This is a genomic window from Kitasatospora sp. NPDC058478 (assembly GCF_042720345.1).
Taxonomy (GTDB): domain Bacteria; phylum Actinomycetota; class Actinomycetes; order Streptomycetales; family Streptomycetaceae; genus Kitasatospora.
In genome coordinates this window covers 1-25815 of the sequence record NZ_JBHXML010000025.1, presented here as the reverse complement: position 1 = coordinate 25815, position 25815 = coordinate 1, and the positions used below count along the sequence as shown (strand labels likewise).

Below are 25815 nucleotides of genomic sequence, written 5' to 3'. Positions count from 1 at the left end.
AGGACACCGAACCGGTTCCCGCGGCAGTGGCCTCCTCTCGCGTACGCGCAGGCCGGGCATCCGCACACCCGCGCCTGTGAGCCAGTAGGTGCAAAAAGGAGAAGTCCATGCAGGAGACGCAGGAGACCGCGCAGGACCCCAAGGCCGGCTCGCGCCGCCGGGTGCTGCTCAAGCTGTCCGGTGAAGCCTTTGCCGGTGGTGGCGGACTCGGCGTCGACCCGGACGTCGTGCACGCGATCGCCCGGGAGATCGCCACCGTCGTCCGTGCCGGTACCGAGGTCGCGGTGGTCATCGGCGGCGGCAACTTCTTCCGGGGCGCCGAGCTGCAGGTCCGCGGCATGGACCGGGCGCGCTCCGACTACATGGGCATGCTCGGCACCGTGATGAACTGCCTGGCGCTGCAGGACTTCCTGGTCAAGGAAGGCATCGAGACCCGGGTCCAGACCGCGATCACCATGGGCCAGGTCGCCGAACCGTACCTGCCGCTGCGGGCCGTCCGGCACCTGGAGAAGGGCCGTGTGGTGATCTTCGGCGCCGGTATGGGCATGCCGTACTTCTCGACCGACACCACCGCCGTCCAGCGGGCCCTGGAGATCCACGCCGACGTCCTGCTGATGGGCAAGAACGGCGTGGACGGCGTCTACGACTCGGACCCCCGGACCAACCCGGACGCGGTGAAGTTCGACGCGCTGGAGTACTCCGAGGTCATCGCGCGCGACCTCAAGGTCGCCGACCTCACCGCGATCACGCTGTGCAAGGACAACAACCTCCCGATGCTGGTCTTCGAGCTGCTGGCGGAGGGCAATATCGCGCGCGCGGTGAAGAGTGAGAAGATCGGCACACTCATCAGCCAGGATTCTGTCCGGGCCTGAGCAGCAATCAGCCGTACGGGACGGCGCCGTCGCCGTGACCGGCCTCGACGCCGACACCGGTCGGGACAATCGCAGATGAACCGGACAGGGAGATCACAGTGATCGAAGAGACCCTCCTCGAAGCCGAGGAGAAGATGGAGAAGGCCGTCGCCGTCGCCAAGGACGACTTCGCCGCCATCCGCACCGGCCGTGCCCACCCGGCGATGTTCGCCAAGATCGTCGCCGAGTACTACGGCACCGTGACGCCGATCAACCAGCTGGCCTCGTTCTCGGTGCCGGAGCCCCGGATGGCGGTCGTCTCGCCGTTCGACAAGACCGCGCTGAAGGCGATCGAGCAGGCGATCCGCGACTCCGACCTGGGCGTCAACCCGTCCAACGACGGCTCCCTCATCCGGGTGGTGCTGCCCGAGCTGACCGAGGAGCGCCGCCGGGAGTTCATCAAGGTGGCCCGGGGCAAGGGCGAGGACGCGAAGGTCTCGATCCGCGCGGTGCGCCGCAAGGCCAAGGACGCCATCGACAAGCTGGTCAAGGACGGCGAGGTCGGCGAGGACGACGGCCGCCGCGCCGAGAAGGAGCTCGACGACACCACGGCCAAGTACGTGGCCGCCGTCGACGAGCTGCTGAAGCACAAGGAAGCCGAGCTGCTCGAAGTCTGATGAACGACGCCCCTGACGCCCCTGGCTACTGGGGCCCGTCCGACCAGCAGTTCCAGCCCTACCGCCCGGTGCCGCAGCCCCGGCCGCAGGCTCCTCTGCAGCAGGCGCACCCGGCGCCGGGGTACGGCGAGTACCCGGCGCCGCCGCAGGCCCAGGGCTACCCCGGTCACCCGGGCGGCCGGGCGGCCTACCCGGGTGCGCCGGGCGGCGCGCCGGGTGGCCCCGGCCACCGTTCGGATCACTCGCAGCAGCCTCCGGTGTACTGGGGCGGCGACGCGGAGGAGACTCAGGTCATGCCTCCCGTACCGGCGGGCCCCGGCCCGTTCCCCGGCGTGCCGGACCAGGGCCCGCCGGCGGGCTCCGGTCGGCCGGGTGACCCCGCCGCCGGTCAGTCCCGGGAGGCCGGTCGGCTGAGCGGCCCGCTGTTCCGGGACGACCGGTCCGAGGCGGCGGTGCCGGGCGTGACGGAGACGGTCGTGCTGCGCGCGATAACCGATGACGCCACCCCCGGCCGCGGCGCCCCGCCGCGCCCCGGGGCCCCGGTGCCTCCCGCGCCGCCGTCGACCTACCCGGCGGCCGGGCAGCCCCACTTCGTGCCGTCGTCCCATCCAGGGCAGGAGACACCCGTGGCCGCCCAGTCCGCCCCGCAGCCGCAGCCGCGCAAGCAGCGCGGTGGCCGTAACCTCCAGGCCGCGATAGGCGTGGGGGTCGGTCTCGGTGTGGTGATCATCGCCTCGCTGTTCGTGGTGAAGGCGCTGTTCCTGTTCGTCGTGATGGCCGCGGTGTCGGTCGGTATCTGGGAGCTGACCAGCCGGCTCGCCGAGCGCAAGCAGATCAAGGCGCCGCTGGTGCCGCTGGTCGCAGGCGGCATCGCCATGATCGCCACCGGCTACTGGGCCGGGGTGCAGTGGGCCGCGGCCTCGCTCGCGCTGACCGGGCTGGCGGTGATGGTCTGGCGGATGGCCGAGCCGCCGGAGGACTACCTGCGGGACATAACGGCCGGGGTGTTCACCGCCTTCTACGTGCCGTTCCTGGCCACCTTCGTGGCGTTGATGCTGGCGGCCGACGACGGCCCCCAGCGGATCGTGCTGTTCCTGATCGTCACGATCTGCAGCGACACGGGCGCCTACGCCGTGGGCTACAAGTTCGGCAAGACCAAGCTCGCCCCGACGATCAGCCCCGGCAAGACCCGTGAGGGCCTGGCCGGCGGCATCGGCCTGTCGATGCTGGCGGGCGCCGTGCTGATGGAGCTGATCATCGACGGCGGCAGCTGGTGGCAGGGCCTGATCCTCGGCGGCTGCGCGGCGGTCACCGCGACCCTGGGCGACCTGGGCGAGTCGATGATCAAGCGAGACCTCGGCATCAAGGACATGGGCACGCTGCTGCCCGGCCACGGCGGCATCATGGACCGGCTGGACTCGCTCCTGCCGACCGCCCCGGTGGTCTGGCTGCTGCTGGCGGCCTTCGTCGGCAGCTAGGGCCTCGTCCGGCCGTAGGACGCCTCAGAACCTGTCCTCCGGCCGCGAGTGGTGGAAGGGCCCCGGACGCCTGCGCGTCCGGGGCCCTCGCACGTCCTGGCCTGCTCCCGGCGTCTGCGACACTGGATGAACCATGCCTAAGCCCGGAGAACTCACCTTTGTCGCGCCGCGCGGCGCCAAGCCCCCGCGACACCTCGCCGACCTGAGCCCCGCCGAGCGCAAGGAGGCCGTCGCCGAGCTGGGCGAGCAGCCGTTCCGCGCCAAGCAGCTCTCCAACCACTACTTCGGCCGGATGTCGAACGACCCGGAGGGCTGGACGGACATCCCCGCCGCCAGCCGGGAGAAGCTCACCGGGAGCCTGCTGCCGGAGCTGATGTCGGTCGTGCGGCACGTGTCCTGCGACGACGACACCACCCGCAAGACGCTCTGGAAGCTCTTCGACGGCACGCTCGTCGAGTCGGTGCTGATGCGCTACCCGGATCGGGTCACCATGTGCATCAGCTCGCAGGCGGGCTGCGGCATGAACTGCCCCTTCTGCGCGACCGGCCAGGCCGGGCTGACCCGCAACCTGTCCACCGCCGAGATCGTCGAGCAGATCGCCGCCGGGATGCGCGCGCTCAAGGCCGGCGAGATCCCCGGCGGCGAGGCGCGGCTGTCGAACGTGGTCTTCATGGGCATGGGCGAGCCGCTGGCCAACTACAACCGGGTGCTGGCCGCGATCCGCCGGCTGACCGACCCGGCACCGGACGGTTTCGGCCTGTCCCAGCGCGGTGTCACGGTGTCGACCGTCGGCCTGGTCCCGGCGATGAACCGGCTGGCCGACGAGGGCCTCAGCTGCCGCCTGGCGCTGTCGCTGCACGCCCCGGACGACGAGCTGCGCGACGAGCTGGTGCCGGTGAACACCCGCTGGAAGGTCGCCGAGGTGCTGGACGCCGCGTGGAACTACGCGGAGAAGTCCGGCCGGCGGATCTCCATCGAGTACGCGCTGATCAAGGACATCAACGACCAGGCGTGGCGGGCGGACCTGCTCGGCCGGCTGATCAAGAACCACCGGGTGCACGTCAACCTGATCCCGCTGAACCCGACGCCGGGCTCCAAGTGGACCGCCTCCCGGCCCGAGGACGAGCGCGAGTTCGTCCGTCGGCTCCAGTCGCACGGGGTGCCGACGACCGTCCGCGACACTCGGGGCCAGGAGATCGACGGCGCCTGCGGTCAGCTCGCCGCGGCGGGCTGAGCCGGCGGGTCAAGGCAAACCGGGAGGTCGGCGCCAGCCGCAGGTCAGCGCAGGCCGGCGGCCGCCAGTGCGGCGGTCGCCCCGCCGGTCACCAGCAGCGTGGTGCCCACCGCCAGGGTGCGCAGCGCGACCGCGCCGAACAGCAGCCGGGGCGAGGTGCCGAGGCGCAGCAGCACGTCGGTGACGTCCCGGCGGTCGGTGCGGACCTCGGCCAGCCGGGTGACCACGGCGGCGGCCGCGCAGCCGAGCACCAGGCAGGCCTCGACGGCGGGCAGCGCGTCGGCGCTGTCGGGCGTGCCGATCCAGTAGCGGATGGTGGTGAGCACCAGCGCGAGGGCGAGGGTGAGCACGGCCAGCGGCGGGCCGAGGCGGCGGGCCTGGGCGGTGAGTCCGCGGCCGGCCAGCAGCCGCAGCGGGGTGGGCCGGCCGAGCGCGAGCAGCCGCCCGGTCCAGGACAGCAACGGGCCGGTGAGCAGGGCGAGTCCGACCGCGCTGGCGGCCCAGCCGCCGAGTGCGGCGGTGCTGGTGCTGCCGAGCCCGGCGGGCAGGTGGATCGGCCGGCCGTCGGCGGCGGCGCCGGGCCGCAGGGCGATGAGTTCGAGGGCGAGGCCGATCACGGCGAGCCCGACGGGCAGGGCGACCCGCAGGGCGCCGAAGCCGGTGCCGCCGCGGGTGCGGGTGCGGCCGCCGGGCAGGTACTCGGTGGGCGGGACGGCGCAGGCGGCGGCGATCCCGGCGGTGAGCGGGACCAGGGCGAGCAGGGCGACCGGCGCGACGGCCGGCAGCGGTACGCCCATGCCGAGGTCGGGGGCGAGCGCGGGCCCGGCGATGTCGTTGCGCAGGACCAGGAAGACCAGCAGGGTGAGCACGCTGCCGAGGGTGCAGGCGAGCACGACCTCACCGGCGATCAGGGTGCGGATCCGGCCGGAGCCGGCTCCGGCGGCGCGCAGGCCGGTGATCCGTTCGGGCCGCTGGGCGGGTACGGCGCGGGCGGTGACGGCCGCGAACCAGGCGACGGCGGCGAGCGGGGGCAGGCACCAGAGCAGTCGCACCAGCGCGTCCTCGCCGCCGAGCGGGTCGCTCATCGCCCGGCCGAGGGAGCGCAGCAGGAAGGCGGAGACCACGGCGGCGGCCAGCACGGTGAGCAGCCAGCGGCCGAGGTCGGGCACCCGGTAGCCCCGGGCCAGACGGAGATAGAACACGTCGACTCTTTCAGCGGCTCGGCGTCGTCAGCGGCGGGTGCCCGAGACGGCGGACGCGCCGGCCGCGCCCGGGACGGCGTGCCCGCGCGGGACGGGGGCGGCGGGGGCGGTGAGCCGTCCGTCGACGAGGGCGACGGCGCGGTCCGCGAACCGGACGAGCTCGGGGTCGTGAGTGGCCAGGACGAGGGTGAGCTGGTGCGACCGGGCCGCGCTGGTCAGTATCCGCAGGACCTGGTCGGCGGCCTCGCGGTGGAGCGGGGCGGTGGGGTCGTCGGCGAAGACGACGGGCGGCAGCGGGGCGAGGGCGCGGGCGACGGCGATCCGCTGGCGCTGGCTCTGGAGCAGCCGGTCGGGGCGCTGCCGGGCGACCTCGCCGACGTCGAGGCGTTCCAGCCATTCGTCGGCGGCGGTGTAGGCGGCCTTGTTGCCGGCGCCGGCGAGCAGCAGCGGCAGGGCGACGTTCTCCCGGGCGGTCAGTTCGGGCACCAGGTGGGGTTCGGAGCCGACGAAGCCGAAGCGGTCGCGGCGCAGCCGTTCGCGCCCGGCCCGGCCGAGGGTGTGGACGGGCGCGCTGTTGAACCAGACCTCGCCCTCGTCGACGGTGAGGAGGGCGGAGAGGCAGCCGAGGAGGGTGCTCTTGCCGGAGCCGCGCGGGCCGGTGACGGCGAGCACTTCGCCCTCGCGGACGCCGATCGAGATGCCCCGCAGGGCGGGGGTGCCGTGATGGGACTTGACGATCCCCCGGGCCCACAGCACGTCGTTGTCAGGCGGTGCCGCTGACATGAGGTTCCATCCTGGGTGGCCGCAGGGATATGACAGTCGTCAGATTAGAACGACTGGGGCCTGGTGCGGTTGCGGCGCTCTGGTCCATCGCGGGCAAATCACCCGCAATCAGGCATGTTTGATCGGCCGGCAGCGCCGGAAAAACGCCGAAGGGCGGTCCCGGGGGGAGTGGGACCGCCCTTCGGCGGAGGGTGGGGAAGGAGGATCAGGGGGTCAGATCTTCGCCCACGCGTCGGTGAGGCTGGTCCGCAGGATCTGCTCGATCTCGTCGAAGGTCGACTGGTTGGAGATCAGCGGCGGGGCCAGCTGGATGACCGGGTCGCCACGGTCGTCGGCGCGGCAGTACAGGCCGTTGTCGAAGAGGGCCTTCGACAGGAAGCCGTAGAGGACGCGCTCGACCTCGTCGTCGTTGAACGACTCCTTGGTGACCTTGTCCTTCACGAGCTCGATGCCGTAGAAGTACCCGTTGCCGCGGACGTCGCCGACGATCGGCAGGTCGCGCAGCTTGTTCAGGGTGCCCAGGAACGCGGCCTCGTTGTCGAGGACGTGCTGGTTCAGGCCCTCGCGCTCGAAGATGTCGAGGTTGGCCAGCGCCACCGCGGAGGAGACCGGGTGGCCGCCGAAGGTGTAGCCGTGCAGGAAGGTGTTGTCGCCCTTGTAGAACGGCTCGGCGAGGCGGTCCGAGATGATCGTGGCGCCGATCGGGGAGTAGCCCGAGGTCATGCCCTTGGCGCAGGTGATCATGTCGGGCTGGTAGCCGAACTTGTCGGCGCCGAACATGGTGCCCAGGCGGCCGAATGCGCAGATGACCTCGTCCGAGACCAGCAGCACGTCGTGGCGGTCGCAGATCTCGCGCAGGCGCTGGAAGTACCCGGGCGGCGGCGGGAAGCAGCCACCGGCGTTCTGCACCGGCTCGACGAAGACGGCGGCGACGGTCTCGGCGCCCTCGTTGAGGATGGCCACCTCGATCTCGTCGGCGCACCAGCGGCCGTAGGCCTCGGGGTCGACCGTGCCGTCCGGGCCTTCGAGGAAGGCGGGGGCGCGGTAGATGTTGGTGTTCGGGGCCTTGTGGGTGCCCGGCACCAGCGGCTCGAACGGGGCCTTCAGGCCCGGCAGGCCGGTGATCGACAGGGCGCCCTGCGGGGTGCCGTGGTAGGCGACGGCGCGCGAGATGACCTTGTACTTGGTCGGCTTGCCGGTCAGCTTGAAGTACTGCTTGGCGAGCTTCCAGGCGGTCTCGACGGCCTCGCCGCCACCGGTGGAGAAGAAGACCTTGTTCAGGTCGCCCGGGGCGTAGTTGGCCAGGCGCTCGGCCAGCTCGACGGCCTTCGGGTGGGCGTAGCTCCACACCGGGAAGAAGGCGAGCTCCTTGGCCTGCTTGGCGGCGGCCTCGGCCAGCTCCTCGCGGCCGTGGCCGGCCTGGACGACGAACAGGCCGGCGAGGCCGTCGAGGTACTTGCGTCCCTTGTCGTCCCAGACGTAGGTGCCTTCGCCCTTGACGATCGTCGGCACGGGGGAGTTCTCGTACGACGACATGCGGGTGAAGTGCATCCACAGGTGGTCGTAGGCGGTCTTGGAAAGGTCCTTCTGCGCCGGGTCGGCTGTCATCGGGTGCCCCAGGTGTAGGTCTGTTTCCGGAGCTTCAGGTAGACGAAGCTCTCGGTGCTCCGCACGCCGGGAAGCGCGCGGATGCGCTTGTTGATCAGTTCGAGCAGGTGCTCGTCGTCCTCGCAGACCAGTTCGGCCAGGAGGTCGAACGAGCCTGCGGTGCAGACGACGTAGTCGACCTCGTCGAGGGCGGCCAGCGCGTCGGCGACGGGCTCGATGTCGCCCTCGACCCGGATGCCGACCATCGCCTGGCGGGTGAAGCCGACGGTGAGCGGGTCCGTGACGGCGACGATCTGCATCACGCCCTGGTCGAGCAGCTTCTGGACGCGCTGGCGCACGGCCGCCTCGGACAGGCCGACGGCCTTGCCGATGGCGGCGTACGGGCGGCGTCCGTCCTCCTGGAGCTGCTCGATGATCGCCTTGGAGGCGGCATCGAGGGGAACGCTCGCGTTCCGGTCGCGGTTGGCCACGCCGCCACTGTGCCTGATCGTTCCCCTGTTCGCAAGCGAGGAATCTGCTGATTTCGTCGCGATCTTGGAATCCGCGTACGGATTTCATCGCCTACGCGCACCGCACCTGTCGATACCGGCAGTCATGCGGCTACCCTGGCACGGTACGCGCGCAGCCCCGCAGCGCAGCGCGCGTTCCCCCAAACCAGTGGACCGCGCCGTCCAGGGCCCGGCCACCCGACACCCTTCGTGCGCCGGACCCGCCGACGTACCATGGCGCCGGAAACTGCAACGCCGCAGGCCCAGACCGAGGAGAGACCCCGTGAGCGACCTTCGCACGCTGCGCAACTACATCAACGGTGAGTTCGTCGACGCGGCGGACGGCCGCACGCTCGACATCGTCGACCCCACCACCGGTGAGGCCTACGCGACGTCCCCGCTGTCCGGCGCCTCCGATGTGGACGCCGCGATGGCCTCGGCCGCCGCCGCCTTCCCGGTCTGGCGCGACGCGACCCCGAGCGCCCGCCAGAAGCTGCTGCTCAAGATCGCCGACGCGGTCGAGGCCCGGGCCGACGAGCTCGTCGACGCGGAGGTCCGCAACACGGGCAAGCCGCGCGGGCTGACCCTCTCGGAGGAGATCGGTCCGATGGTGGACCAGATCCGCTTCTTCGCCGGCGCCGCCCGCATGCTGGAGGGCAAGGCCGCCGGGGAGTACATGGACGGGATGACCTCGATCGTCCGCCGCGAGCCGGTCGGCGTCTGTGCCCAGGTCGCGCCGTGGAACTACCCGATGATGATGGCCGTCTGGAAGTTCGCCCCGGCCATCGCCGCGGGCAACACCGTCGTCCTGAAGCCCTCGGACACCACCCCGGCCTCCACCGTCCTGCTCGCCGAGATCATCGGCGGCGTGCTGAAGGACCTGGAGCTGCCGGCCGGCGTCTTCAACGTGATCTGCGGCGACCGCGAGTCCGGCCGGCTGATGGTCGAGCACAAGACCCCGGCGATGGCCTCCATCACCGGTTCGGTCCGGGCCGGCATCCAGGTCGCCGAGTCCGCCTCCAAGGACGTCAAGCGCGTCCACCTGGAGCTGGGCGGCAAGGCCCCGGTCGTGGTCTTCGAGGACGCCGACATCGCCGAGGCCGTCGAGGGCATCTCGGTCGCGGGCTACTTCAACGCCGGCCAGGACTGCACCGCCGCCACCCGCGTGCTGGTGCACGAGTCGATCCACGACGCCTTCGTCGAGGCGCTGGCCAAGGCCGCGGCCGAGACCAAGACCGGCGGCGTGGACGACGAGGACGTGCTGTACGGCCCGCTGAACAACGCCAACCAGCTGAAGCAGGTGGCCGGCTTCATCGAGCGGCTGCCCACCCACGCCAAGATCGAGGCCGGTGGCCACCAGGTCGGCGAGAAGGGCTACTTCTACGCCCCGACCGTCGTCTCCGGCCTGCGGCAGGACGACGAGATCATCCAGAACGAGGTCTTCGGCCCGGTCATCACCGTGCAGAAGTTCACCGACGAGGACCAGGCCGTCGACTACGCCAACGGCGTCGACTTCGCGCTGGCCTCCTCGGTGTGGACCAAGGACCACGCCCGCGCCATGCGGATGTCGCGCCGGCTGGACTTCGGCTGCGTCTGGATCAACACCCACATCCCGCTGGTCGCCGAGATGCCGCACGGCGGCTTCAAGAAGTCCGGCTACGGCAAGGACCTCTCCGCGTACGGCTTCGAGGACTACACCCGGGTGAAGCACGTCATGACCGCGATCTAGCGGGTCGTGACGGTCGGGCGCTGTATGACCGCGATCTAGCGGGTCGTGGCGGTCGGGCGCTGTATGGCCGCGATCTGATCGCACGTCCATCGTGTGAACGGACAATGGGCCCGGGTCCTTTCGACCCGGGCCCGGTGTCTTTGCATCCTGTCGGCCGTTCGCGTGACCGGCTGACAAGATGAAACTGCACTTCGGGGCCGCGACTCCCTAGCCTTACCGGCATGAGCATCCCCACCGCTGACTCAGCCGCCGGCCAGGCGGTCAAGGCCGCCGACCGCGCGCACGTCTTCCACTCGTGGTCCGCCCAGGCGCTGATCGACCCCCTCGCGGTGGCCGGCGCCGAGGGCTCGTACTTCTGGGACTACGACGGCAACCGCTACCTCGACTTCTCCTCGCAGCTGGTCAACACCAACATCGGTCACCAGCACCCGAAGGTGGTCGCCGCGATCCAGGAGCAGGCGGCGAAGCTCTGCACCATCGCCCCCGGCTTCGCGGTCGAGGCGCGTAGCGAGGCCGCCCGGCTGATCGCCGAGCGCACCCCCGGTGACCTCGACAAGATCTTCTTCACCAACGGCGGCGCCGAGGCGGTCGAGAACGCCGTCCGGCTGGCCCGGCTGCACACCGGCCGGCAGAAGGTCATGTCCGCCTACCGCTCGTACCACGGCGCCACCGCCAACGCGATCGCCCTCACCGGCGACCCGCGGCGCTGGGCCAACGAGACCGGCGTCTCCGGCGTGGTGCACTTCTGGGGCCCGTACGCCTACCGCTCCAACTTCCACGCCGAGAACGAGGCGCAGGAGTGCGAGCGCGCGCTGGAGCACCTGGAGCAGGTGATCGCCTTCGAGGGCCCCGGGACGATCGCGGCGATCATCCTGGAGACCGTGGTCGGCACCGCGGGCATCCTGATCCCGCCGGCGGGCTACCTGGCCGGGGTGCGGGAGATCTGCGACCGCTTCGGCATCGTGTTCATCCTCGACGAGGTGATGGCCGGCTTCGGCCGCACCGGCGAGTGGTTCGCCGCCGACCACTGGGGCGTCACCCCGGACCTGCTGACCTTCGCCAAGGGCGTCAACTCGGGCTACGTCCCGCTGGGCGGCGTGGCGATCAGCGCCGAGATCGCCGCCACCTTCGCCGAGCGGGCGTTCCCGGGCGGGCTCACCTACTCCGGCCACCCGCTGGCCTGCGCCTCGGCCGTCGCCACCATCACCGCCATGGCGGAGGAGGGCATCGTCGAGAACGCCAAGCACATCGGCGAGACCGTGCTCGGCCCCGGCCTGCGGGAGCTGGCCGAGCGGCACCCCTCGATCGGCGAGGTCCGCGGCCTCGGCGTGTTCTGGGCGCTCGACCTGGTGAAGGACCGCGGGACCCGCGAGCCGCTGGTCCCGTACAACGCGGCCGGCCCCGCCAACGCGCCGATGGCCGAGCTGGCCGCTGCCTGCAAGCAGCGCGGGCTCTGGCCGTTCGTCAACATGAACCGCCTCCACGTCGTCCCGCCGTGCACCGTCACCGAGGAGGAGGCCAAGACCGGTCTCGCGGTGCTCGACGAGGTGCTGTCGCTCGCCGACGCGCACACCGTCTGACGTACCGACCGGACGGCCCCGGGTGTCGCGCACGCCCGGGGCCGTCCCACGCTCCGGAGGCCTTCCCCATGCCCAGCAGCACCACCCCGACCCGCCCCCACAACTCCCGTACGATCCGCCGGCGTTCGGTGCTCGGCGGGGCCGCGCTGCTCGGCGCCGGCACGCTGACCGGCTGCGGCATCCCGTCCGCGTACGTCGCCGAGGACCGCCGCTCGGTCCAGGACCGCTCGGACCGCGAGCAGCGGCTCGCCTTCTCCAACTGGACCCAGTACATCGACACCGACGACCAGGGCCACCGGCCGACCCTGGACGCCTTCACCGAGCGGACCGGCATCGCGGTCACCTACACCGAGGACATCAACGACAACGACGAGTTCTTCGGCAAGATCAGCCCGGTGCTCACCCAGGGCGCCGACCCCGGCCGGGACCTCATGGTGGTCAGCGACTGGATGGCCGGTCGGTACGTCTCGCTCGGCTGGGTGCAGGCCATGGACCGGGCCAGCCTGCCCAACGTCACCGCCAACCTGGACCCGCAGCTCGCCGACCCGGCCTTCGACCCCGGGCGCCGGCGCAGCGTGCCCTGGCAGTCCGGGATCACCGGCATCGCGTACAACCGCAAGGCGCTCGGTCGGGAACTGAAGTCGACCGCGGACCTCTGGGCGCCCGATCTCAAGGGCCGGGTCACCCTGTTCGCCGGGCTGGACGAGGCGCTCGGGCTGCTGATGCTCGCCCAGGGTGCGGACGTCTCCCGGTTCGGCGAGGACGACGCGCACCGGGCGATGGACACCGTGCAGAAGATGGTCGACACCGGCCACATCCGCCGCTTCACCGGCAACGACTACACCAGCGACCTCGCCTCCGGTGCCGCCGTCGCCTGCCAGGCCTACTCCGGCGACGCCGTCCAACTGACCGCCCAGAACCCGGACATCGAGTTCGTGGTGCCGCAGGAGGGCGGCGAGCTGTGGGCGGAGAGCCTGATGATCCCCAACCGGGCCCGGCACAAGCGCAACGCCGAGCTGCTGATCGACCACTACTACCAGCCCGAGGTCGCCGCCGAACTCGCCGCGTTCGTCCAGTACATCTGCCCGGTGCCGGCCGCCCGCGAGGTGCTGGCGGCCAGCGGCGACAAGGACAAGGCCGAACTGGCGGAGAACCCGCTGCTCTTCCCGACCGACGAGATGCGCGCCCGGCTGCACACCATGCGCGACGTCACCTCGGCGGAGCGGCCCGAACTGCACAAGGTCTGGGGGCGCATCACCGGCGTGTAGGCCACCGGCGGTCAGCGGTCAGCGGTCAGCGGTCAGCGGTCAGCGGCGGACGGCGTCCAGGGCGAGCAGCGCCACGTGCAGGGAGAGGCAGGACTCCACCTGGTCGAGGTCGACGCCGAGGATCCGCTCGACCTTGTGCAGGCGGTCGTAGAAGGACGGCCGGGACAGGTGCGCGGCGTCGGCCGCCGCCGACTTGTTCCGGCCCTGCTCCAGGTAGATCCGCAGCATCTGCACCAACTGGCCGTTGTGCTCGGCGTCGTGGGCCAGCAGCGGGCCCAGCTCCCGCTCCACGTAGGTCTGCAGCCGGGCGTCGTCGCGCAGCAGGTGGAGCAGGCCGCGCAGCCGGACGTCCGGCAGCCGGTAGTACGAGGCGGCCCGGCCGCCGGGCGCGTCGTGCAGGGCCGCGTCGGCGACCTGGGTGGCCTCCAGCAGGGTGCGCCGGGCGTCCCGGACGGAGCCGACCGAGGAGCCGACCGCGACCACCGGGGCGGGTGCGGCGGCGGCGTCGTCCCGGCCGGCCTCGGCCGACATCCGGCGCAGCGTGGCCGAGAAGGCGTCCAGGGCGGCGTGCTCGTCCTGCTGGGTGCCGAGCGTGATCAGCACGCCGACGCCCTCGTCGTCCAGCGCGCCGACCAGGGCGGAGAGTCGGCAGGCCCGGACGGCTCCCGCGGCGAGCTCGGTGAAGTCGCGCAGCCGGGCCTGCGCCTCCAGGGCGGCCGGGATCGGGCCGCGCCGCTGCCGCAGCACCACTCCGACCAGCCGGCGGCCCTCCAGCGGGACGCCGAGCGCCTGGGCGCGCAGGGCCACCTCGGAGACGGTCAGCGCGTGGGTGAGGATGCCGGACAGCAGGGTGCGGTGGGTCTGCCGCTCCAGGCTCTCCCGGTCGCGCACCACCAGCCGGTTGAGCGCCAGGGCGGAGGCGCCGCGTTCCAGCAGCATGGTGTGCGGGTGGGCCTCGTTCTCGGGCAGCGGGCCCGGATCCTGCACCAGCACGAGTCGGCCCCAGTCCTGGCCGCGGGCGCCGACCGTGGTCACCAGCCAGCCGCTGCGCGGGTCGTGCCCGGTGCGGCCGGGCGGGCGGACCCCGCGGGAGCGGCGCTCCCAGTCCTCCAGCAGTTCGACCTCCGGGCGGCCGGCGGTGTCGTGGGCGAGCACCTGGTGCGCGAGGTTCTCCAGGACGACCGGCGCGCCCGCCATCCGGGCCACCTGGCGGATCACCTCGGGCGGCTCGGCGCCCTCCACCACCAGCTCGTTGAACACCTGGTGGACGGCCTCGGAGACGCGCAGCTGCTCCAGCTGGGCGTTGACCACCAGCGCGTGCACGGCCTCGGTGACGGCGACGAAGCGCAGCTCGCGGCGGAGCGTGATCAGCGGCAGGCCGCGTTGTTCGGCGGCGTGCACCAGGGCGCGGGGCAGCGAGTCGAAGTAGCGCCGGCCGTACTCGACGACCAGTCCGGCGACCCCCACCTCGTCCAGCTCGCGGACGTAGCGGGCCAGGCCCTCGCGGTCGTCGGGCAGCGCGATGCCGGTGGTGAGCACCAGTTCGCCGCCCTGGAGCATCCCGGCGACGTCGGGCAGTTCGCTCACGTGGACCCAGCGGACCGGCCGCTCCAGGTGGTCGGCGCCGGCGACGACCTGGGGCAGGCCGCGCCGCATCACCTCCAGGTCGAGCACGCGGGCGACGGTGGGGAGCATCGCGGGCCTCCAGGGCCTTGAGGGACCAGAGTGTCAGGTAAATCATCCATCGCGGCGACGACCTGTCGCCCTCGGTGAACCCTTGCACCCTGTAAGGCCCTACCCGCCGAGGTTGTCGGAGTGACCCTTGTCACGCCGGGGCGGCAACGGGCATGGTCAGCGGGTCGGCTGTGGCGAAAAACAGACCTCACGCCGGAATCCATCGCGTTGCCGGAATGCAACAGCGGAATCCCTTGTCCGGAGTCCGCCGGACTGCCAGGATCGCGCAACCCCGGTGATCAGCCGGTCGGATTCCCCCACCGCACAACCGTGAGAATCGCCGTGGCAGTCGACCCACCGGCACTTGGAGGAACCAGATGGACCTGACCGACTTCGGCGCGGGCGCGCAGTACATCGCGGGCCGTCGGACCCGGGGGAGCGGCGAGCCCTTCCAGGTCGTCAACCCCGCGGACGGCAGCGTGGTCGAGCAGGTCGCCCTGGCCACCACCGGCGAGGTCGACGCGGCCGTGGCCGCCGCGAAGGCGGCCCTGCCCGGCTGGTCCCGCGCCACCCCCGGCGCCCGCTCCGAGGCGCTGACCGCACTGGCCGCCGTCCTGACCTCGGCGAGCGCAGACCTCGCCCGGGTGGAGACCGCGCAGACCGGCAAGCCGGTCAAGCTGGCCACCGAGTTCGACGTCCCCGGCACCATCGACAACGTGGCGTTCTTCGCCGGCGCCGCCCGCAACCTGGAGGGCAAGGCGGCCGGCGAGTACTCCGGCGACCACACCTCCTACGTGCGCCGCGAGGCGATCGGCGTGGTCGGCTCGATCTCGCCGTGGAACTACCCGCTGCAGATGGCCGCCTGGAAGGTCCTGCCGGCGATCGCGGCGGGCAACACCATCGTGCTCAAGCCGTCCGAGCTGACCCCGCTCACCTCGCTGATGTTCGCCCGGGCCTGCACCGAGGCGGGCATCCCCGACGGCGTGGTCAACGTGGTCACCGGCGCCGGACGCACCGCCGGCGAGCACCTGGTCGCGCACCCGGACGTCGCCATGGTGTCCTTCACCGGCTCCACCCCGGTCGGCCGCAGGGTCGCCGAACTCGCCACCGCGAGCGTCAAGCGCACCCACCTGGAGCTCGGCGGCAAGGCCCCGTTCGTGGTCTTCGACGACGCCGACCTCGACGCCGCCGTGCACGGCGCGGTCGCCGCCTCGCTGATCAACGGCGGCCAGGACTGCACCGCCGCCACCCGCGCGTACGTCCAGCGCCCGCTGTACGACGCGTTCGTGGCCGGCGTGGCCGAGCTGTACGCCGCGATCCGGATCGGCGACCCGCTCAACCCGCACACCGACCTCGGCCCGCTGGTCTCGTACACCCACCGGGACCGGGTGGCCGGCTTCGTCGAACGCGCCCGCTCCTACGCCACCGTGGTCACCGGCGGCCGCGCGCCGGAGCAGGGCCACGACGGCACCGACCTCACCCGCGGCGCGTACTACGCGCCCACCCTGATCACCGGCGCCGCCCAGGACAGCGAGGTGGTCCAGGGCGAGATCTTCGGCCCGGTGCTCGTCGTGCTGCCCTTCGACACCGACGACGAGGGCCTGCGGCTGGCCAACGACACCCCCTACGGCCTGGCCGCCTCCGCCTGGACGGGCAACGTGCACCGCTCGCTGCGCGCCACCCGGGAGATCGCGGCCGGGTGCGTCTGGGTCAACGACCACATCCCGATCATCAGCGAGATGCCGCACGGCGGCTACAAGGCGTCCGGCTACGGCAAGGACATGTCCCAGTACTCGCTGGACGAGTACACCCAGGTCAAGCACGTCATGTTCGACACCACCGCGGTGGCCCGCAAGGACTGGCACCGCACCGTCTTCGGAGACAGATAACCCCTGCCCAGGGGCGCCGCCCCCAGGGCGCCCCGATTCGACCTCTTACCCCCAGGAGGCCCGTTCCATGGCGTTCAACGAGTTCACCGACGGTCTGCCCGAACCGGTCCGCAAGGCCTGGGAACGCAGCCAGACCAGCGGCCGGGCCGCGATCGGCCGCCGCACCCTGCTGCGGGCCGCCGCGCTGACCGCCGGTGCGGGCACGCTGGCCGCCTGCGGGATCCCGGCGGCCAGGACCGTCGGCGGCGACTCGACCGCCAACGCCGCCAAGGACCTCTCGGACACCGAGAAGGTGGTCAACTTCTCCAACTGGCCGCTGTACATCGACACCGACGAGAAGGACAAGGAGAAGCACGGCACCCTGGACGCCTTCACCGCGGCCACCGGCGTCAAGGTCAGGTACAACGAGGACGTCAACGACAACGTCGAGTTCTTCGGCAAGGTCAAGCCGCAGCTCGCGGCCGGCCAGGACACCGGCCGCGACCTGATGGTCCTCACCGACTGGATGGCCGCCCGGATGATCCGGCTCGGCTGGGCGCAGAAGCTCAACCCGGCGAACGTCACCACCGCGATCACCACCATCGACTCCCGCTTCCGCGCCCCCGACTGGGACCCGGGCCGGCTGTACTCCTACCCGTGGGCCGGCATCCAGGTCGTCATCGCCTACAACAAGAAGGCGACCAAGGGGAAGGAGGTCACCAGCGTCTCCCAACTGCTGGACGACCCCGACCTCAAGGGCCGGGTCACCTTCCTCTCCGAGATGCGCGACAGCATCGGGATCACCCTGCTGGACCTGGGCAAGGACCCGGCGAAGTTCACCGCCGACGACTACGACGCCGCCGTCGCCCGGCTGCAGAAGGGCGTCGACAGCAAGCAGATCCGCCGCTTCACCGGCAACGACTACGGCCAGGAGCTGTCCTCCGGTGACATCGCGGCCTGCGTCGCCTGGGGCGGTGACCTGATCCAACTGCGCGCCGACAACCCGGACATCGAGTTCGTCATCCCGGAGAAGGGCTACGTCTCCTCGACGGACAACATGCTGATCCCGGCCCGGGCGCAGCACAAGGCGAACGCGGAAAAGCTGATCGACTTCTACTATCAGCCGAAGATCGCGGCGCAGCTGGTCGCGGGCATCGGCTTCGTCTCCGCCGTCACCGGGATGAAGGACGAACTCGCCGCCCTCGCCCCGGACAGCGCGGCCAACCCGCTGGTCGTACCCACCCCCGAGATGGCGGCCAAGTCGCACGTGTTCCGCACCCTCACCGAGACCGAGGAGAGCGACTTCGAGCAGAAGTTCTCCAAGCTCATCGGCGCCTGACCCCCCCACGCGCGGCCCACTCCCGGCAGAGAACCCAGGAAGACACCCATGACAGACCAGCAGCGCGACGCGGCCGCCGGCGGCGACGTCCGCCTCACCGGCATCGGCAAGACCTACGGCGCCTTCACCGCCGTCCACCCGCTCGACCTCACCGTCCCGCAGGGCTCCTTCTTCGCCCTGCTCGGCGCCTCCGGCTGCGGCAAGACCACCACCCTGCGCATGATCGCCGGCCTGGAGGAGCCCACCAGCGGCACCGTCCTGATCGGCGGCCAGGACGTCACCGCCCTGCCCCCGTACAAGCGGCCGGTGAACACCGTCTTCCAGAGCTACGCGCTCTTCCCGCACCTCGACATCTTCGAGAACGTCGCCTTCGGCCTGCGCCGCCGCGGCCGCAAGGACGTCAAGAAGCAGGTCGAGGAGATGCTGGAGCTGGTCGAACTCGGCCAGTACGCCCGGCGCAAGCCGCACCAGCTCTCCGGCGGCCAGCAGCAGCGCGTCGCCGTCGCCCGCGCCCTGATCAACCACCCGCAGGTGCTGCTCCTCGACGAGCCGCTCGGCGCACTCGACCTCAAGCTCCGCCGCCAGATGCAGCTGGAGCTCAAGCGGATCCAGACCGAGGTCGGCATCACCTTCGTGCACGTCACCCACGACCAGGAGGAGGCCATGACGATGGCCGACACCATCGCGGTGATGAACGGCGGCCGGGTCGAGCAACTGGGCGCCCCCGCCGAGCTGTACGAGAACCCCGCCACCACCTTCGTGGCCAACTTCCTCGGCCAGTCCAACCTGCTGCCCGCCGAGGTCACCGGCACCGACGGCGGCGACCTGCTGCTCACCGCGGCCGGCGTCCGCCTCGCCGTGCCCAAGGCGCGCTGCGCCACCGAGGCCAGGCAGGTCCACCTGGGCGTGCGCCCGGAGAAGATCACCATCGCGCACGCCTCCGCCGAGGTCGCCGACGGCCGCAACCGGCTGGCCGGCACCGTCCTCGACTCCAGCTTCATCGGCGTCTCCACCCAGTACGTGGTGCGCACCGACGGCGGCCAGGAGGTCACCGTCTTCGAGCAGAACATGGAGCGCGACGCCCGGATCGTCCCCGGCGCGCCCGTCCTGCTGCACTGGAACCCGGCGCACTCCTTCGCCCTGGACGCCGCGCAGGCGATCGACGCGGGCACCGCGGAGGAGGCCGCATGACCACCACCACCCCGGCCGCTCCGTCACAGGTCATACCGCTCACGGAACCGGCGCGGAAGCCGAAGCGCAAGCTCACCGCGTACTGGTTGCTGCTGCCCGGCATCGCCTGGCTCGTCGTCTTCTTCGCCGTCCCGATGGTCTACCAGGCGTCCACCTCGCTGCAGACCGGCTCGCTCGAAGCGGGCTTCAAGGTCACCTGGCACCTCGCGACCTACTGGGACGCCCTGGTCGAGTACAAGTGGCACTTCGTCCGCTCGTTCTCCTACGCCGGCATCGCCACCGTGCTCTGCCTGGCCGTCGGCTACCCGCTCGCGTACACGATCGCCTTCAAGGCGAGCAAGCGCTGGCGCAACGTCATCCTGATCCTGGTCATCGCGCCGTTCTTCACCAGCTTCCTGATCCGCACGCTGGCCTGGAAGACCATCCTGTCCGACGGCGGGCCGGTGGTCGGGGTGCTCAACACCCTGCACGTCCTGGACGTCACCAACGCGCTCGGCCTCACCTCCGGCGACCGGGTGCTCGCCACGCCGCTCGCCGTGGTCTGCGGTCTCACCTACAACTTCCTGCCGTTCATGATCCTGCCGCTGTACACCTCGCTGGAGCGGATCGACCCCCGCCTGCACGAGGCGGCCGGCGACCTGTACGCCCGGCCGTTCACCACCTTCCGCAAGGTCACCTTCCCGATCTCGCTGCCCGGCGTGGTCGCCGGCACCCTGCTCACCTTCATCCCGGCCTCCGGCGACTACATCAACGCCCAGCTGCTGGGCTCGCCGAGCGAGCAGATGGTCGGCAACGGCATCCAGAAGCAGTTCCTGAACGTGCTCGACTACCCCACGGCTGCCGCACTGAGCTTCATCCTGATGGCCCTGATCCTGGGCATGGTGACGGTCTACATGCGCAAGGCCGGGACGGAGGAACTGGTCTGATGTCCCGGATTACCAAGTGGATACGCGCCCACCTGGTGGTGCTGGCCGGCGTGCTGGCCCTCGCCTACCTGGTGCTGCCCAACCTGGTCGTGCTCGCCTTCTCGTTCAACAAACCGGTCGGCAAGTTCAACTACGAGTGGAACGAGTTCTCCACCGACGCCTGGACCAACCCCTGCGGCGTGGCCGACATGTGCCAGTCGCTCTCGCTCAGCCTGCAGATCGCGGTGCTCGCCACCATCGGCGCCACCGTGCTCGGCACCATGGTCGCCTTCGCACTGGCCCGCTACCGCTTCCGCGGCCGCTCGGCCACCACCGCGATGATCTTCCTGCCGATGGCCATGCCCGAGGTGGTCATGGCCGCCTCGCTCGGGACGCTGTTCCTCAACATGCGCATCCCGTTCGGCTTCACCACCATCCTCATCGCGCACATCATGTTCTGCCTCAGCTTCGTGGTGACGGCCGTCAAGGCCCGCGTGATGAGCATGGACCCGAGGCTCGAACAGGCCGCCCAGGACCTCTACGCGACCCCCATCCAGACCTTCCTGCGGGTCACCCTGCCGTTGGCCGCCCCCGGCATCGCGGCGGGAGCGCTGCTCAGCTTCGCGCTCTCCTTCGACGACTTCATCATCACCCAGTTCAACTCGGGCCCGACCACGGTCACCTTCCCGATGTTCGTCTGGGGCGCGTCGCAGCGCGGCATCCCGGTACAGGTCAACGTCATCGGCACCGCGATGTTCATCGCCGCCGTCGCGCTGACCGTCGCCGGCCAGTGGCTGGGCAACCGCCGGAAGGCCACCGCCTGACGTACGGTCGGGTGTGGTGGCCGAACAAACCATCGCCTAAGTACAGAAAGTGGCTGATAATGCATGGACTCCGCCCGCGCACTCAGTGACGCCAGGCCCACCCCCTTCTGGCTGGAGGATCCGGGGCGGCCGGCGGCGCTGCCCGCCCTGGTCGGCGACACCACCTGCGACCTGCTGGTCGTCGGCGGCGGCTACTCCGGCCTCTGGACCGCCCTCATCGCCAAGGAACGCGACCCCTCGCTGGACGTCGTGCTGGTCGAGGGCAACGAGGTCGGGTGGGCCGCGTCCGGGCGCAACGGCGGATTCTGCGCTGCCAGCCTCACCCACGGCTTCGGCAACGGCCTGCAACGCTGGCCCGCAGAACTCGCCCAGCTGGAACGCCTCGGTGCCGCCAACCTGGACGGCATCGAGGCCACCCTCAAGCGCTACGGCATCGACGCCGAGTGGGAGCGCACCGGCGAGATCGACGTCGCCACCCAGCCGCACCAGGTCGAGGAACTCCACGAGATCGCCGAGGCCGTCGCCCGGTACGGCTTCGACATCACCGTCCTGGACGCCGACGAGCTGCGCGCCGAGGTCGACTCGCCGACCTTCCTCGGCGGCCTCTGGGACAAGGAGGGCGTGGCGATGGTCCACCCCGCCAAGCTCGCCTGGGGCCTGCGGGACGCCTGCCTCGGCCAGGGCGTGCGGATCTTCGAGCACACCCGGGCCACCGACCTGCGGGAGTACGGCAGCGGCATGGCCGTCCGCACCCCGTACGGACGGGTCTTCGCCCGGCGCGTCGCACTCGGCACCAACGTGTTCCCGTCGCTGGTCAAGAGGGTCCGGCCGTACATCGTGCCGGTGTACGACTACGCGCTGATGACCGAGCCGCTCAGCGACGAGCAGCTCGCCGCGATCGGCTGGCGCGGCCGGCAGGGACTCGGCGACAGCGCCAACAAGTTCCACTACTTCCGGCTCTCCGCCGACAACCGGATCCTGTGGGGCGGCTACGACGCCGTCTACCACTACGGCGGCCGCGTCCGGCACGAGTACGACCAGCGGCCGGAGACCTTCCGCACGCTGGCGAACCACTTCTTCCGCTGCTTCCCGCAGCTGGAGGGCCTGCGGTTCACCCACGCCTGGGGCGGCGCCATCGACACCTGCAGCCGGTTCTCGGCGTTCTTCGACACCGCCTACCGGGGCAAGGTCGCGTACGCGGCCGGGTACACCGGGCTCGGCGTCGGCGCGACGCGCTTCGGCGCCGAGGTGATGCTCGACCTGCTGTCCGGCGAGCGCACCGAGCGCACCTCGCTGGACATGGTGCGCAGCAAGCCGCTGCCGTTCCCGCCCGAGCCGGTGCGCTGGGCCGGGATCGAGATCACCACCCGCTCGCTGGAGCGCGCGGACCGCAACGGCGGCCACCGCAACCTCTGGCTGCGCACGCTCGACCGCATGGGGCTCGGCTTCGACAGTTGACCTCGCTGTCCGTGAGCTGACCTCGCCATCCCTGCTATCCGTGTTATCCGTGCTATCCGCGTTATCCGTGTAAGAGAGACCCGCCGTCCGCCTCTCCTTGGTGACGGCGGGTCTCGGTCTCCCCGCCGCGTCCCGACCAGGACGATCCGACCGGAACCAGCGGCAAGAAGCGGGGACAGACATGGAGAGCACCGGACTGCACTGGCTCGCCCAGGTGGCAGCGGACCCGGAGGCCTTCCGGGAGCAATGGGAGCGCACCGGGCTGGGGCTGATGCTGCTACCGGCCGGCCGCCGCTGGGACGTCCTCTCCGTCCCCGGACGGCTCGGGCGCCCGGCCCTGGAGATCCTGGACCCCGGCTCCTGCGGCCCCGTCCTCACCGACTTCGGGGACGAACACGTCAGCTTCCTGGTCCCCGTCGGCACCGCCGCCCGCTGGATCGGTACGGGCGTGCGCAGCGCGGGGGAGGGTACCTGGATCGTCGTCCCGCACCCCGAGCGCCGCAGCCGCGGGGTGCGCTGGCTCGTCCCGCCCGACGGCTCCGGACGGCTCAACGACCCGGTGCTGCTGGAGCTCGCCCTGCACGAGGCCGCGGCCGGGCTCAGCGGCTGGTGATCCCCCGGTCCGGACTCCGGCCCCAGGGCAGCGGTGGCGCGCGGGGCGGGCGGTCGCGTCAGACTGGAAACGTGACCACCGCCCCGGACGCCGTCGACGCGCCCCTTCGACCGGGCCACACCCAGCTGCGCCTCGCCGCACTGGCGGCCCCCGTCTGCGACCGGTACGGGCTCGCCCTGGCCGGTGGGCACGCTCTGCGCGCCCACGGCGTCGCGGCCTGCCCGCAGGACGGACTCACCCTGGTGACCGGCGGGGCCGACCTGCCGGAGGTGGCCGCCGCGCTGGGCGAGGCCTACCGCGCGGCCGGCGGCGGGGTCGCCGAACGCCCGGGCACGCCGCGGCTGGAGCAGCTCACCGTCCGGCTCGCGCTCGGCGGGCGGTCGCACTCGGTGGAGCTGCGGAAGGAGCCGCTGGCCCACCGGCCGGTGCGCTTCGACCTCGCCGCGCCCCCGCCCGGCGAGCCGGCGGTGGCGCTGCCGGCGGTCCTGCCGGTCGTCCTGCCAGTTGTGCTGCCGGTCGTCGCCCTGGAGGACGCCGCCGCGCTCACGACCGCGCTGCTGGTGGACCGTGGCATGCCGCGGGACCTGGTCGACGTGCACGCCCTCACCGACTGCTACCGGGAGGGCGAACTCATCGCGCTGGCAGGCGAATTGGACGCGGACTTCCAGCCCGCGGCGCTCGCCGACCGGCTGGAGACGCTGGCCGAGGCGGCGGACGGCCGGTTCCGGGCCCGGGGTGTCGCGGCACGCGCGGTCGGCGGGCTGAAGCGGTGGGCGCTCGCCTGGGCCCAGGACCTGCGGCTGGACCTGCTGGAGACCCAGGAGGCGGCCGACGGTCTGCACGACCCGTACCTGGAGGACGAGGAGTCCTGAACGCGGGGTGGCGGCGCTTCGTCCTCGCGCGTTCCTCCTGGCGCGTTCGTCCTGGCGCCTTCGTCTTGCGGGGTCGTCTTTGCGGGTCCGGCTTCACACGTTCGTTCGTGCCCCCTCACGCATTCGGCCGAGCAACCGGACGACCTGTAAGGCTGAATCCGCGATCCCCGTCAGCCTGTTCGTTGAGGCCTGGCGCGGCGGGCACCAGACTGGAGACGAACGCGGTAGCCCCGTGAATCCCGTCGCCCGGCCCACTCGCGGGCGGCGCCAGACAGGACCGGCGGCAGGACGCCGCCCGGGACTTCGGAGGCAGACGGACTTGAGCAAGCACATCACTCACTGGATCGGCGGCGAGCCCGTCGCCACCGCCGGCGCGGCGCCCCGCCGCGGTGACATCTTCGACCCGGCCACCGGCCAGGTCGCCGGCCAGGTCGACTTCGCCGGGATCGCCGAGGTCGACCAGGCCGTGGCCGCCGCCGCCTCGGCCTTCGCCGAGTGGCGCACCGCCTCGGTCGCCAAGCGCACCACCGTGCTGTTCGCCTTCCGCGAGCTGCTGAACGCCCGCCGCGACGAGCTGGCCGCGATCATCGTGTCCGAGCACGGCAAGGTCCACTCCGATGCGCTCGGCGAGATCGCCCGCGGCCTGGAGGTCGTCGAGTACGCCTGCGGCATCCCGCAGCTCGTCAAGGGCGGCTTCACCGAGCAGGCCTCCACCGGCGTCGACGTCTACTCGATCCGCCAGCCGCTCGGCCCGGTCGCGATCATCTCGCCGTTCAACTTCCCGGCCATGGTGCCGATGTGGTTCTTCCCGCTCGCCATCGCGGCCGGCAACACCGTCGTCCTGAAGCCCTCGGAGAAGGACCCGTCCGCCGCCAACTTCCTCGCCGGATTGTGGAAGGAGGCAGGCCTGCCGGACGGCGTCTTCAACGTCGTGCACGGCGACAAGGCCGCCGTGGACCGCCTGCTGGAGCACCCGGACGTCAAGTCCGTCAGCTTCGTCGGCTCCACCCCGATCGCCCGCTACGTCTACGAGACCGGTACGCGCTACGGCAAGCGCGTGCAGGCCCTGGGCGGCGCCAAGAACCACATGCTGGTCCTGCCCGACGCCGACCTCGACCTGGCCGCCGACGCCGCCGTCAACGCGGGCTTCGGCGCGGCCGGCGAGCGCTGCATGGCCGTGTCCGTCCTGGTCGCGGTCGACCCGATCGGCGACGAGCTGGTCGACAAGATCAAGCAGCGGATCGCCACCCTGAAGGTCGGCCCCGGCTGCAACGGCGACTCCGAGATGGGCCCGCTGGTCACCGGCCAGCACCGCGACAAGGTCACCTCCTACGTCGAGTCCGGTGTCGCCGACGGCGCCGAGCTCGCCGTGGACGGCCGCAAGCACCCGGTCACCGCCGAGGACGAGAACGGCGCCCCGACCTCGGACGGCTTCTGGCTCGGCCCCACCCTGTTCGACCACGTGAAGCCGGGCATGTCCGTCTACAACGACGAGATCTTCGGCCCGATCCTCTCCGTCGTGCGCGTCGCCTCCTACGACGAGGGCCTGGCGCTGATCAACGCCAACCCGTACGGCAACGGCACCGCCCTCTTCACCAACGACGGCGGCGCGGCCCGGCGCTTCCAGTTCGAGGTGGAGGTCGGCATGGTCGGCATCAACGTGCCGATCCCGGTCCCGGTCGCCTACTACTCCTTCGGGGGCTGGAAGGCCTCCCTGTTCGGCGACGCCCACGCGTACGGTCCGGACGGCGTGCAGTTCTTCACCCGCGGCAAGGCCGTGACCCAGCGCTGGCTGGACCCCTCGCACGGCGGCATCAACCTCGGTTTCCCCACCAACAGCTGATCCCCCGCCCCGCGGTCGTGCCGGCCGGACCCCTCTCCCCGGGGTCCGGCCGGCCCTTTGCACCCCGTTTGCATCCGGTCGCGATCACGCGTAGAGTTCTTCGAGCTGCCTGGCTGGGAGCACCGGACACGCATCTCCGCGCGGACGGTCCCGGGGTAGCCAATCCTTTTGAAACACCATTTCCTGGTTCGGGCTGGGTCGCGTCTTGTCGCGGCTTGGTTCTTATTCGGCGTGTTCGTTTTATTGGATTGCGGCCGATTCGCTTTTCGGAGCAGGGATCGGCTAGAGTTTGAAACGTCGGACGGGGCGTCAAGCCGCAGAAGACACCAG

Annotated in this window: 21 protein-coding genes; 16 read left to right on the top strand and 5 right to left on the bottom strand. The window is 71.4% G+C overall.

What is annotated here, in order from left to right; genetic code table 11:
* Positions 1–107 precede the first annotated feature (107 nt).
* The 4 genes from pyrH to rlmN all read left to right on the top strand — a co-directional run bounded on the left by pyrH (position 108) and on the right by rlmN (position 4240).
* A complete protein-coding gene (gene pyrH, locus ACFWPT_RS15925; protein ID WP_030056790.1) occupies positions 108–872 on the top strand; it encodes a UMP kinase in 765 nt (254 codons plus the stop codon).
* A 98-nt stretch (positions 873–970) separates the two neighbouring features.
* Positions 971–1528, top strand: a complete 558-nt coding sequence (gene frr / locus ACFWPT_RS15920) for a ribosome recycling factor (RefSeq protein WP_063347665.1) — start codon at positions 971–973, stop codon at positions 1526–1528.
* A complete protein-coding gene (locus ACFWPT_RS15915; RefSeq protein WP_380482258.1) occupies positions 1528–3006 on the top strand; it encodes a phosphatidate cytidylyltransferase in 1479 nt (492 codons plus the stop codon). The genes frr and ACFWPT_RS15915 overlap by 1 nt, the downstream gene beginning before the upstream one ends.
* A gap of 133 nt (positions 3007–3139) precedes the next feature.
* A complete protein-coding gene (gene rlmN / locus ACFWPT_RS15910; RefSeq protein ID WP_063347664.1) occupies positions 3140–4240 on the top strand; it encodes a 23S rRNA (adenine(2503)-C(2))-methyltransferase RlmN in 1101 nt (366 codons plus the stop codon).
* 44 nt (positions 4241–4284) lie between these two features.
* On the opposite strand, the gene ACFWPT_RS15905 is transcribed toward rlmN, so the two are convergent.
* From ACFWPT_RS15905 to ACFWPT_RS15890, 4 genes are all read right to left on the bottom strand, one after another.
* The gene (locus tag ACFWPT_RS15905; protein ID WP_380377511.1) at positions 4285–5442 is read right to left on the bottom strand and encodes a hypothetical protein; all 1158 of its coding nucleotides are present in this window, start codon (positions 5440–5442) and stop codon (positions 4285–4287) included.
* A gap of 27 nt (positions 5443–5469) precedes the next feature.
* The gene (locus tag ACFWPT_RS15900) at positions 5470–6225 is read right to left on the bottom strand and encodes an ABC transporter ATP-binding protein (RefSeq protein ID WP_380377509.1); all 756 of its coding nucleotides are present in this window, start codon (positions 6223–6225) and stop codon (positions 5470–5472) included.
* A gap of 213 nt (positions 6226–6438) precedes the next feature.
* On the bottom strand, positions 6439–7833 hold the full coding sequence (locus tag ACFWPT_RS15895) for an aspartate aminotransferase family protein (protein WP_063347661.1): 1395 nt from the start codon (positions 7831–7833) through the stop codon (positions 6439–6441).
* Positions 7830–8303, bottom strand: coding sequence for an Lrp/AsnC family transcriptional regulator (locus ACFWPT_RS15890; RefSeq protein WP_030243538.1), 474 nt, complete (start codon positions 8301–8303; stop codon positions 7830–7832). Before ACFWPT_RS15890 ends, ACFWPT_RS15895 begins: the two co-directional genes overlap by 4 nt.
* Before the next feature lie 301 nt (positions 8304–8604).
* Between ACFWPT_RS15890 and ACFWPT_RS15885 the strand changes: the two genes are divergently transcribed.
* The 3 genes from ACFWPT_RS15885 to ACFWPT_RS15875 all read left to right on the top strand — a co-directional run bounded on the left by ACFWPT_RS15885 (position 8605) and on the right by ACFWPT_RS15875 (position 12898).
* Entirely contained in the window at positions 8605–10050 is a 1446-nt protein-coding gene (locus ACFWPT_RS15885) for a gamma-aminobutyraldehyde dehydrogenase (RefSeq protein ID WP_380482256.1), read from the top strand.
* Between the two features lie 221 nt (positions 10051–10271).
* Entirely contained in the window at positions 10272–11630 is a 1359-nt protein-coding gene (locus ACFWPT_RS15880; protein WP_063347659.1) for an aspartate aminotransferase family protein, read from the top strand.
* Positions 11631–11698: 68 nt separating this feature from the next.
* Positions 11699–12898 (top strand): spermidine/putrescine ABC transporter substrate-binding protein, encoded by a 1200-nt coding sequence (locus ACFWPT_RS15875; protein ID WP_380482253.1) that lies wholly within the window; start codon positions 11699–11701, stop codon positions 12896–12898.
* Positions 12899–12937: 39 nt separating this feature from the next.
* Here the strand turns inward: ACFWPT_RS15875 and ACFWPT_RS15870 are convergent, their stop codons facing one another.
* Positions 12938–14593: a PucR family transcriptional regulator gene (locus ACFWPT_RS15870; RefSeq protein ID WP_063347657.1), complete on the bottom strand. Its 1656-nt coding sequence runs from the start codon at positions 14591–14593 to the stop codon at positions 12938–12940.
* Between the two features lie 356 nt (positions 14594–14949).
* On the opposite strand from ACFWPT_RS15870, the gene ACFWPT_RS15865 reads away from it, so the two are divergent.
* From ACFWPT_RS15865 to ACFWPT_RS15825, 9 genes are all read left to right on the top strand, one after another.
* On the top strand, positions 14950–16461 hold the full coding sequence (locus ACFWPT_RS15865; protein ID WP_380482251.1) for a gamma-aminobutyraldehyde dehydrogenase: 1512 nt from the start codon (positions 14950–14952) through the stop codon (positions 16459–16461).
* 67 nt (positions 16462–16528) lie between these two features.
* Entirely contained in the window at positions 16529–17779 is a 1251-nt protein-coding gene (locus tag ACFWPT_RS15860) for a spermidine/putrescine ABC transporter substrate-binding protein (RefSeq protein WP_380377498.1), read from the top strand.
* Between the two features lie 48 nt (positions 17780–17827).
* On the top strand, positions 17828–18970 hold the full coding sequence (locus ACFWPT_RS15855) for an ABC transporter ATP-binding protein (RefSeq protein ID WP_380340579.1): 1143 nt from the start codon (positions 17828–17830) through the stop codon (positions 18968–18970).
* Positions 18967–19896 carry an ABC transporter permease gene (locus tag ACFWPT_RS15850; protein ID WP_380423402.1) on the top strand — a complete coding sequence of 310 codons (930 nt, stop codon included), beginning with the start codon at positions 18967–18969 and terminating at the stop codon, positions 19894–19896. The genes ACFWPT_RS15855 and ACFWPT_RS15850 overlap by 4 nt, the downstream gene beginning before the upstream one ends.
* Entirely contained in the window at positions 19896–20699 is an 804-nt protein-coding gene (locus ACFWPT_RS15845; RefSeq protein ID WP_380377495.1) for an ABC transporter permease, read from the top strand. The genes ACFWPT_RS15850 and ACFWPT_RS15845 overlap by 1 nt, the downstream gene beginning before the upstream one ends.
* A 63-nt stretch (positions 20700–20762) precedes the next feature.
* Positions 20763–22157 (top strand): NAD(P)/FAD-dependent oxidoreductase, encoded by a 1395-nt coding sequence (locus ACFWPT_RS15840; RefSeq protein WP_380377494.1) that lies wholly within the window; start codon positions 20763–20765, stop codon positions 22155–22157.
* Positions 22158–22338: 181 nt separating this feature from the next.
* The gene (locus ACFWPT_RS15835; protein WP_063347650.1) at positions 22339–22770 is read left to right on the top strand and encodes a hypothetical protein; all 432 of its coding nucleotides are present in this window, start codon (positions 22339–22341) and stop codon (positions 22768–22770) included.
* Between the two features lie 71 nt (positions 22771–22841).
* The gene (locus ACFWPT_RS15830; protein ID WP_380482248.1) at positions 22842–23642 is read left to right on the top strand and encodes a hypothetical protein; all 801 of its coding nucleotides are present in this window, start codon (positions 22842–22844) and stop codon (positions 23640–23642) included.
* Between the two features lie 319 nt (positions 23643–23961).
* On the top strand, positions 23962–25485 hold the full coding sequence (locus tag ACFWPT_RS15825) for a CoA-acylating methylmalonate-semialdehyde dehydrogenase (protein ID WP_350882849.1): 1524 nt from the start codon (positions 23962–23964) through the stop codon (positions 25483–25485).
* The last annotated feature ends 330 nt before the right edge of the window (positions 25486–25815 follow it).

Coding starts and splice junctions, on each gene's coding strand:
- pyrH (WP_030056790.1), top strand. CDS start 108: ATGCAGGAGACGCAGGAGACCGCGCAGGACCCCAAGGCCGGCTCGCGC.
- ACFWPT_RS15915 (WP_380482258.1), top strand. CDS start 1,528: ATGAACGACGCCCCTGACGCCCCTGGCTACTGGGGCCCGTCCGACCAG.
- rlmN (WP_063347664.1), top strand. CDS start 3,140: ATGCCTAAGCCCGGAGAACTCACCTTTGTCGCGCCGCGCGGCGCCAAG.
- ACFWPT_RS15900 (WP_380377509.1), bottom strand. CDS start 6,225: ATGTCAGCGGCACCGCCTGACAACGACGTGCTGTGGGCCCGGGGGATC.
- ACFWPT_RS15895 (WP_063347661.1), bottom strand. CDS start 7,833: ATGACAGCCGACCCGGCGCAGAAGGACCTTTCCAAGACCGCCTACGAC.
- ACFWPT_RS15880 (WP_063347659.1), top strand. CDS start 10,272: ATGAGCATCCCCACCGCTGACTCAGCCGCCGGCCAGGCGGTCAAGGCC.
- ACFWPT_RS15875 (WP_380482253.1), top strand. CDS start 11,699: ATGCCCAGCAGCACCACCCCGACCCGCCCCCACAACTCCCGTACGATC.
- ACFWPT_RS15870 (WP_063347657.1), bottom strand. CDS start 14,593: ATGCTCCCCACCGTCGCCCGCGTGCTCGACCTGGAGGTGATGCGGCGC.
- ACFWPT_RS15865 (WP_380482251.1), top strand. CDS start 14,950: ATGGACCTGACCGACTTCGGCGCGGGCGCGCAGTACATCGCGGGCCGT.
- ACFWPT_RS15860 (WP_380377498.1), top strand. CDS start 16,529: ATGGCGTTCAACGAGTTCACCGACGGTCTGCCCGAACCGGTCCGCAAG.
- ACFWPT_RS15855 (WP_380340579.1), top strand. CDS start 17,828: ATGACAGACCAGCAGCGCGACGCGGCCGCCGGCGGCGACGTCCGCCTC.
- ACFWPT_RS15850 (WP_380423402.1), top strand. CDS start 18,967: ATGACCACCACCACCCCGGCCGCTCCGTCACAGGTCATACCGCTCACG.
- ACFWPT_RS15845 (WP_380377495.1), top strand. CDS start 19,896: ATGTCCCGGATTACCAAGTGGATACGCGCCCACCTGGTGGTGCTGGCC.
- ACFWPT_RS15840 (WP_380377494.1), top strand. CDS start 20,763: ATGGACTCCGCCCGCGCACTCAGTGACGCCAGGCCCACCCCCTTCTGG.
- ACFWPT_RS15835 (WP_063347650.1), top strand. CDS start 22,339: ATGGAGAGCACCGGACTGCACTGGCTCGCCCAGGTGGCAGCGGACCCG.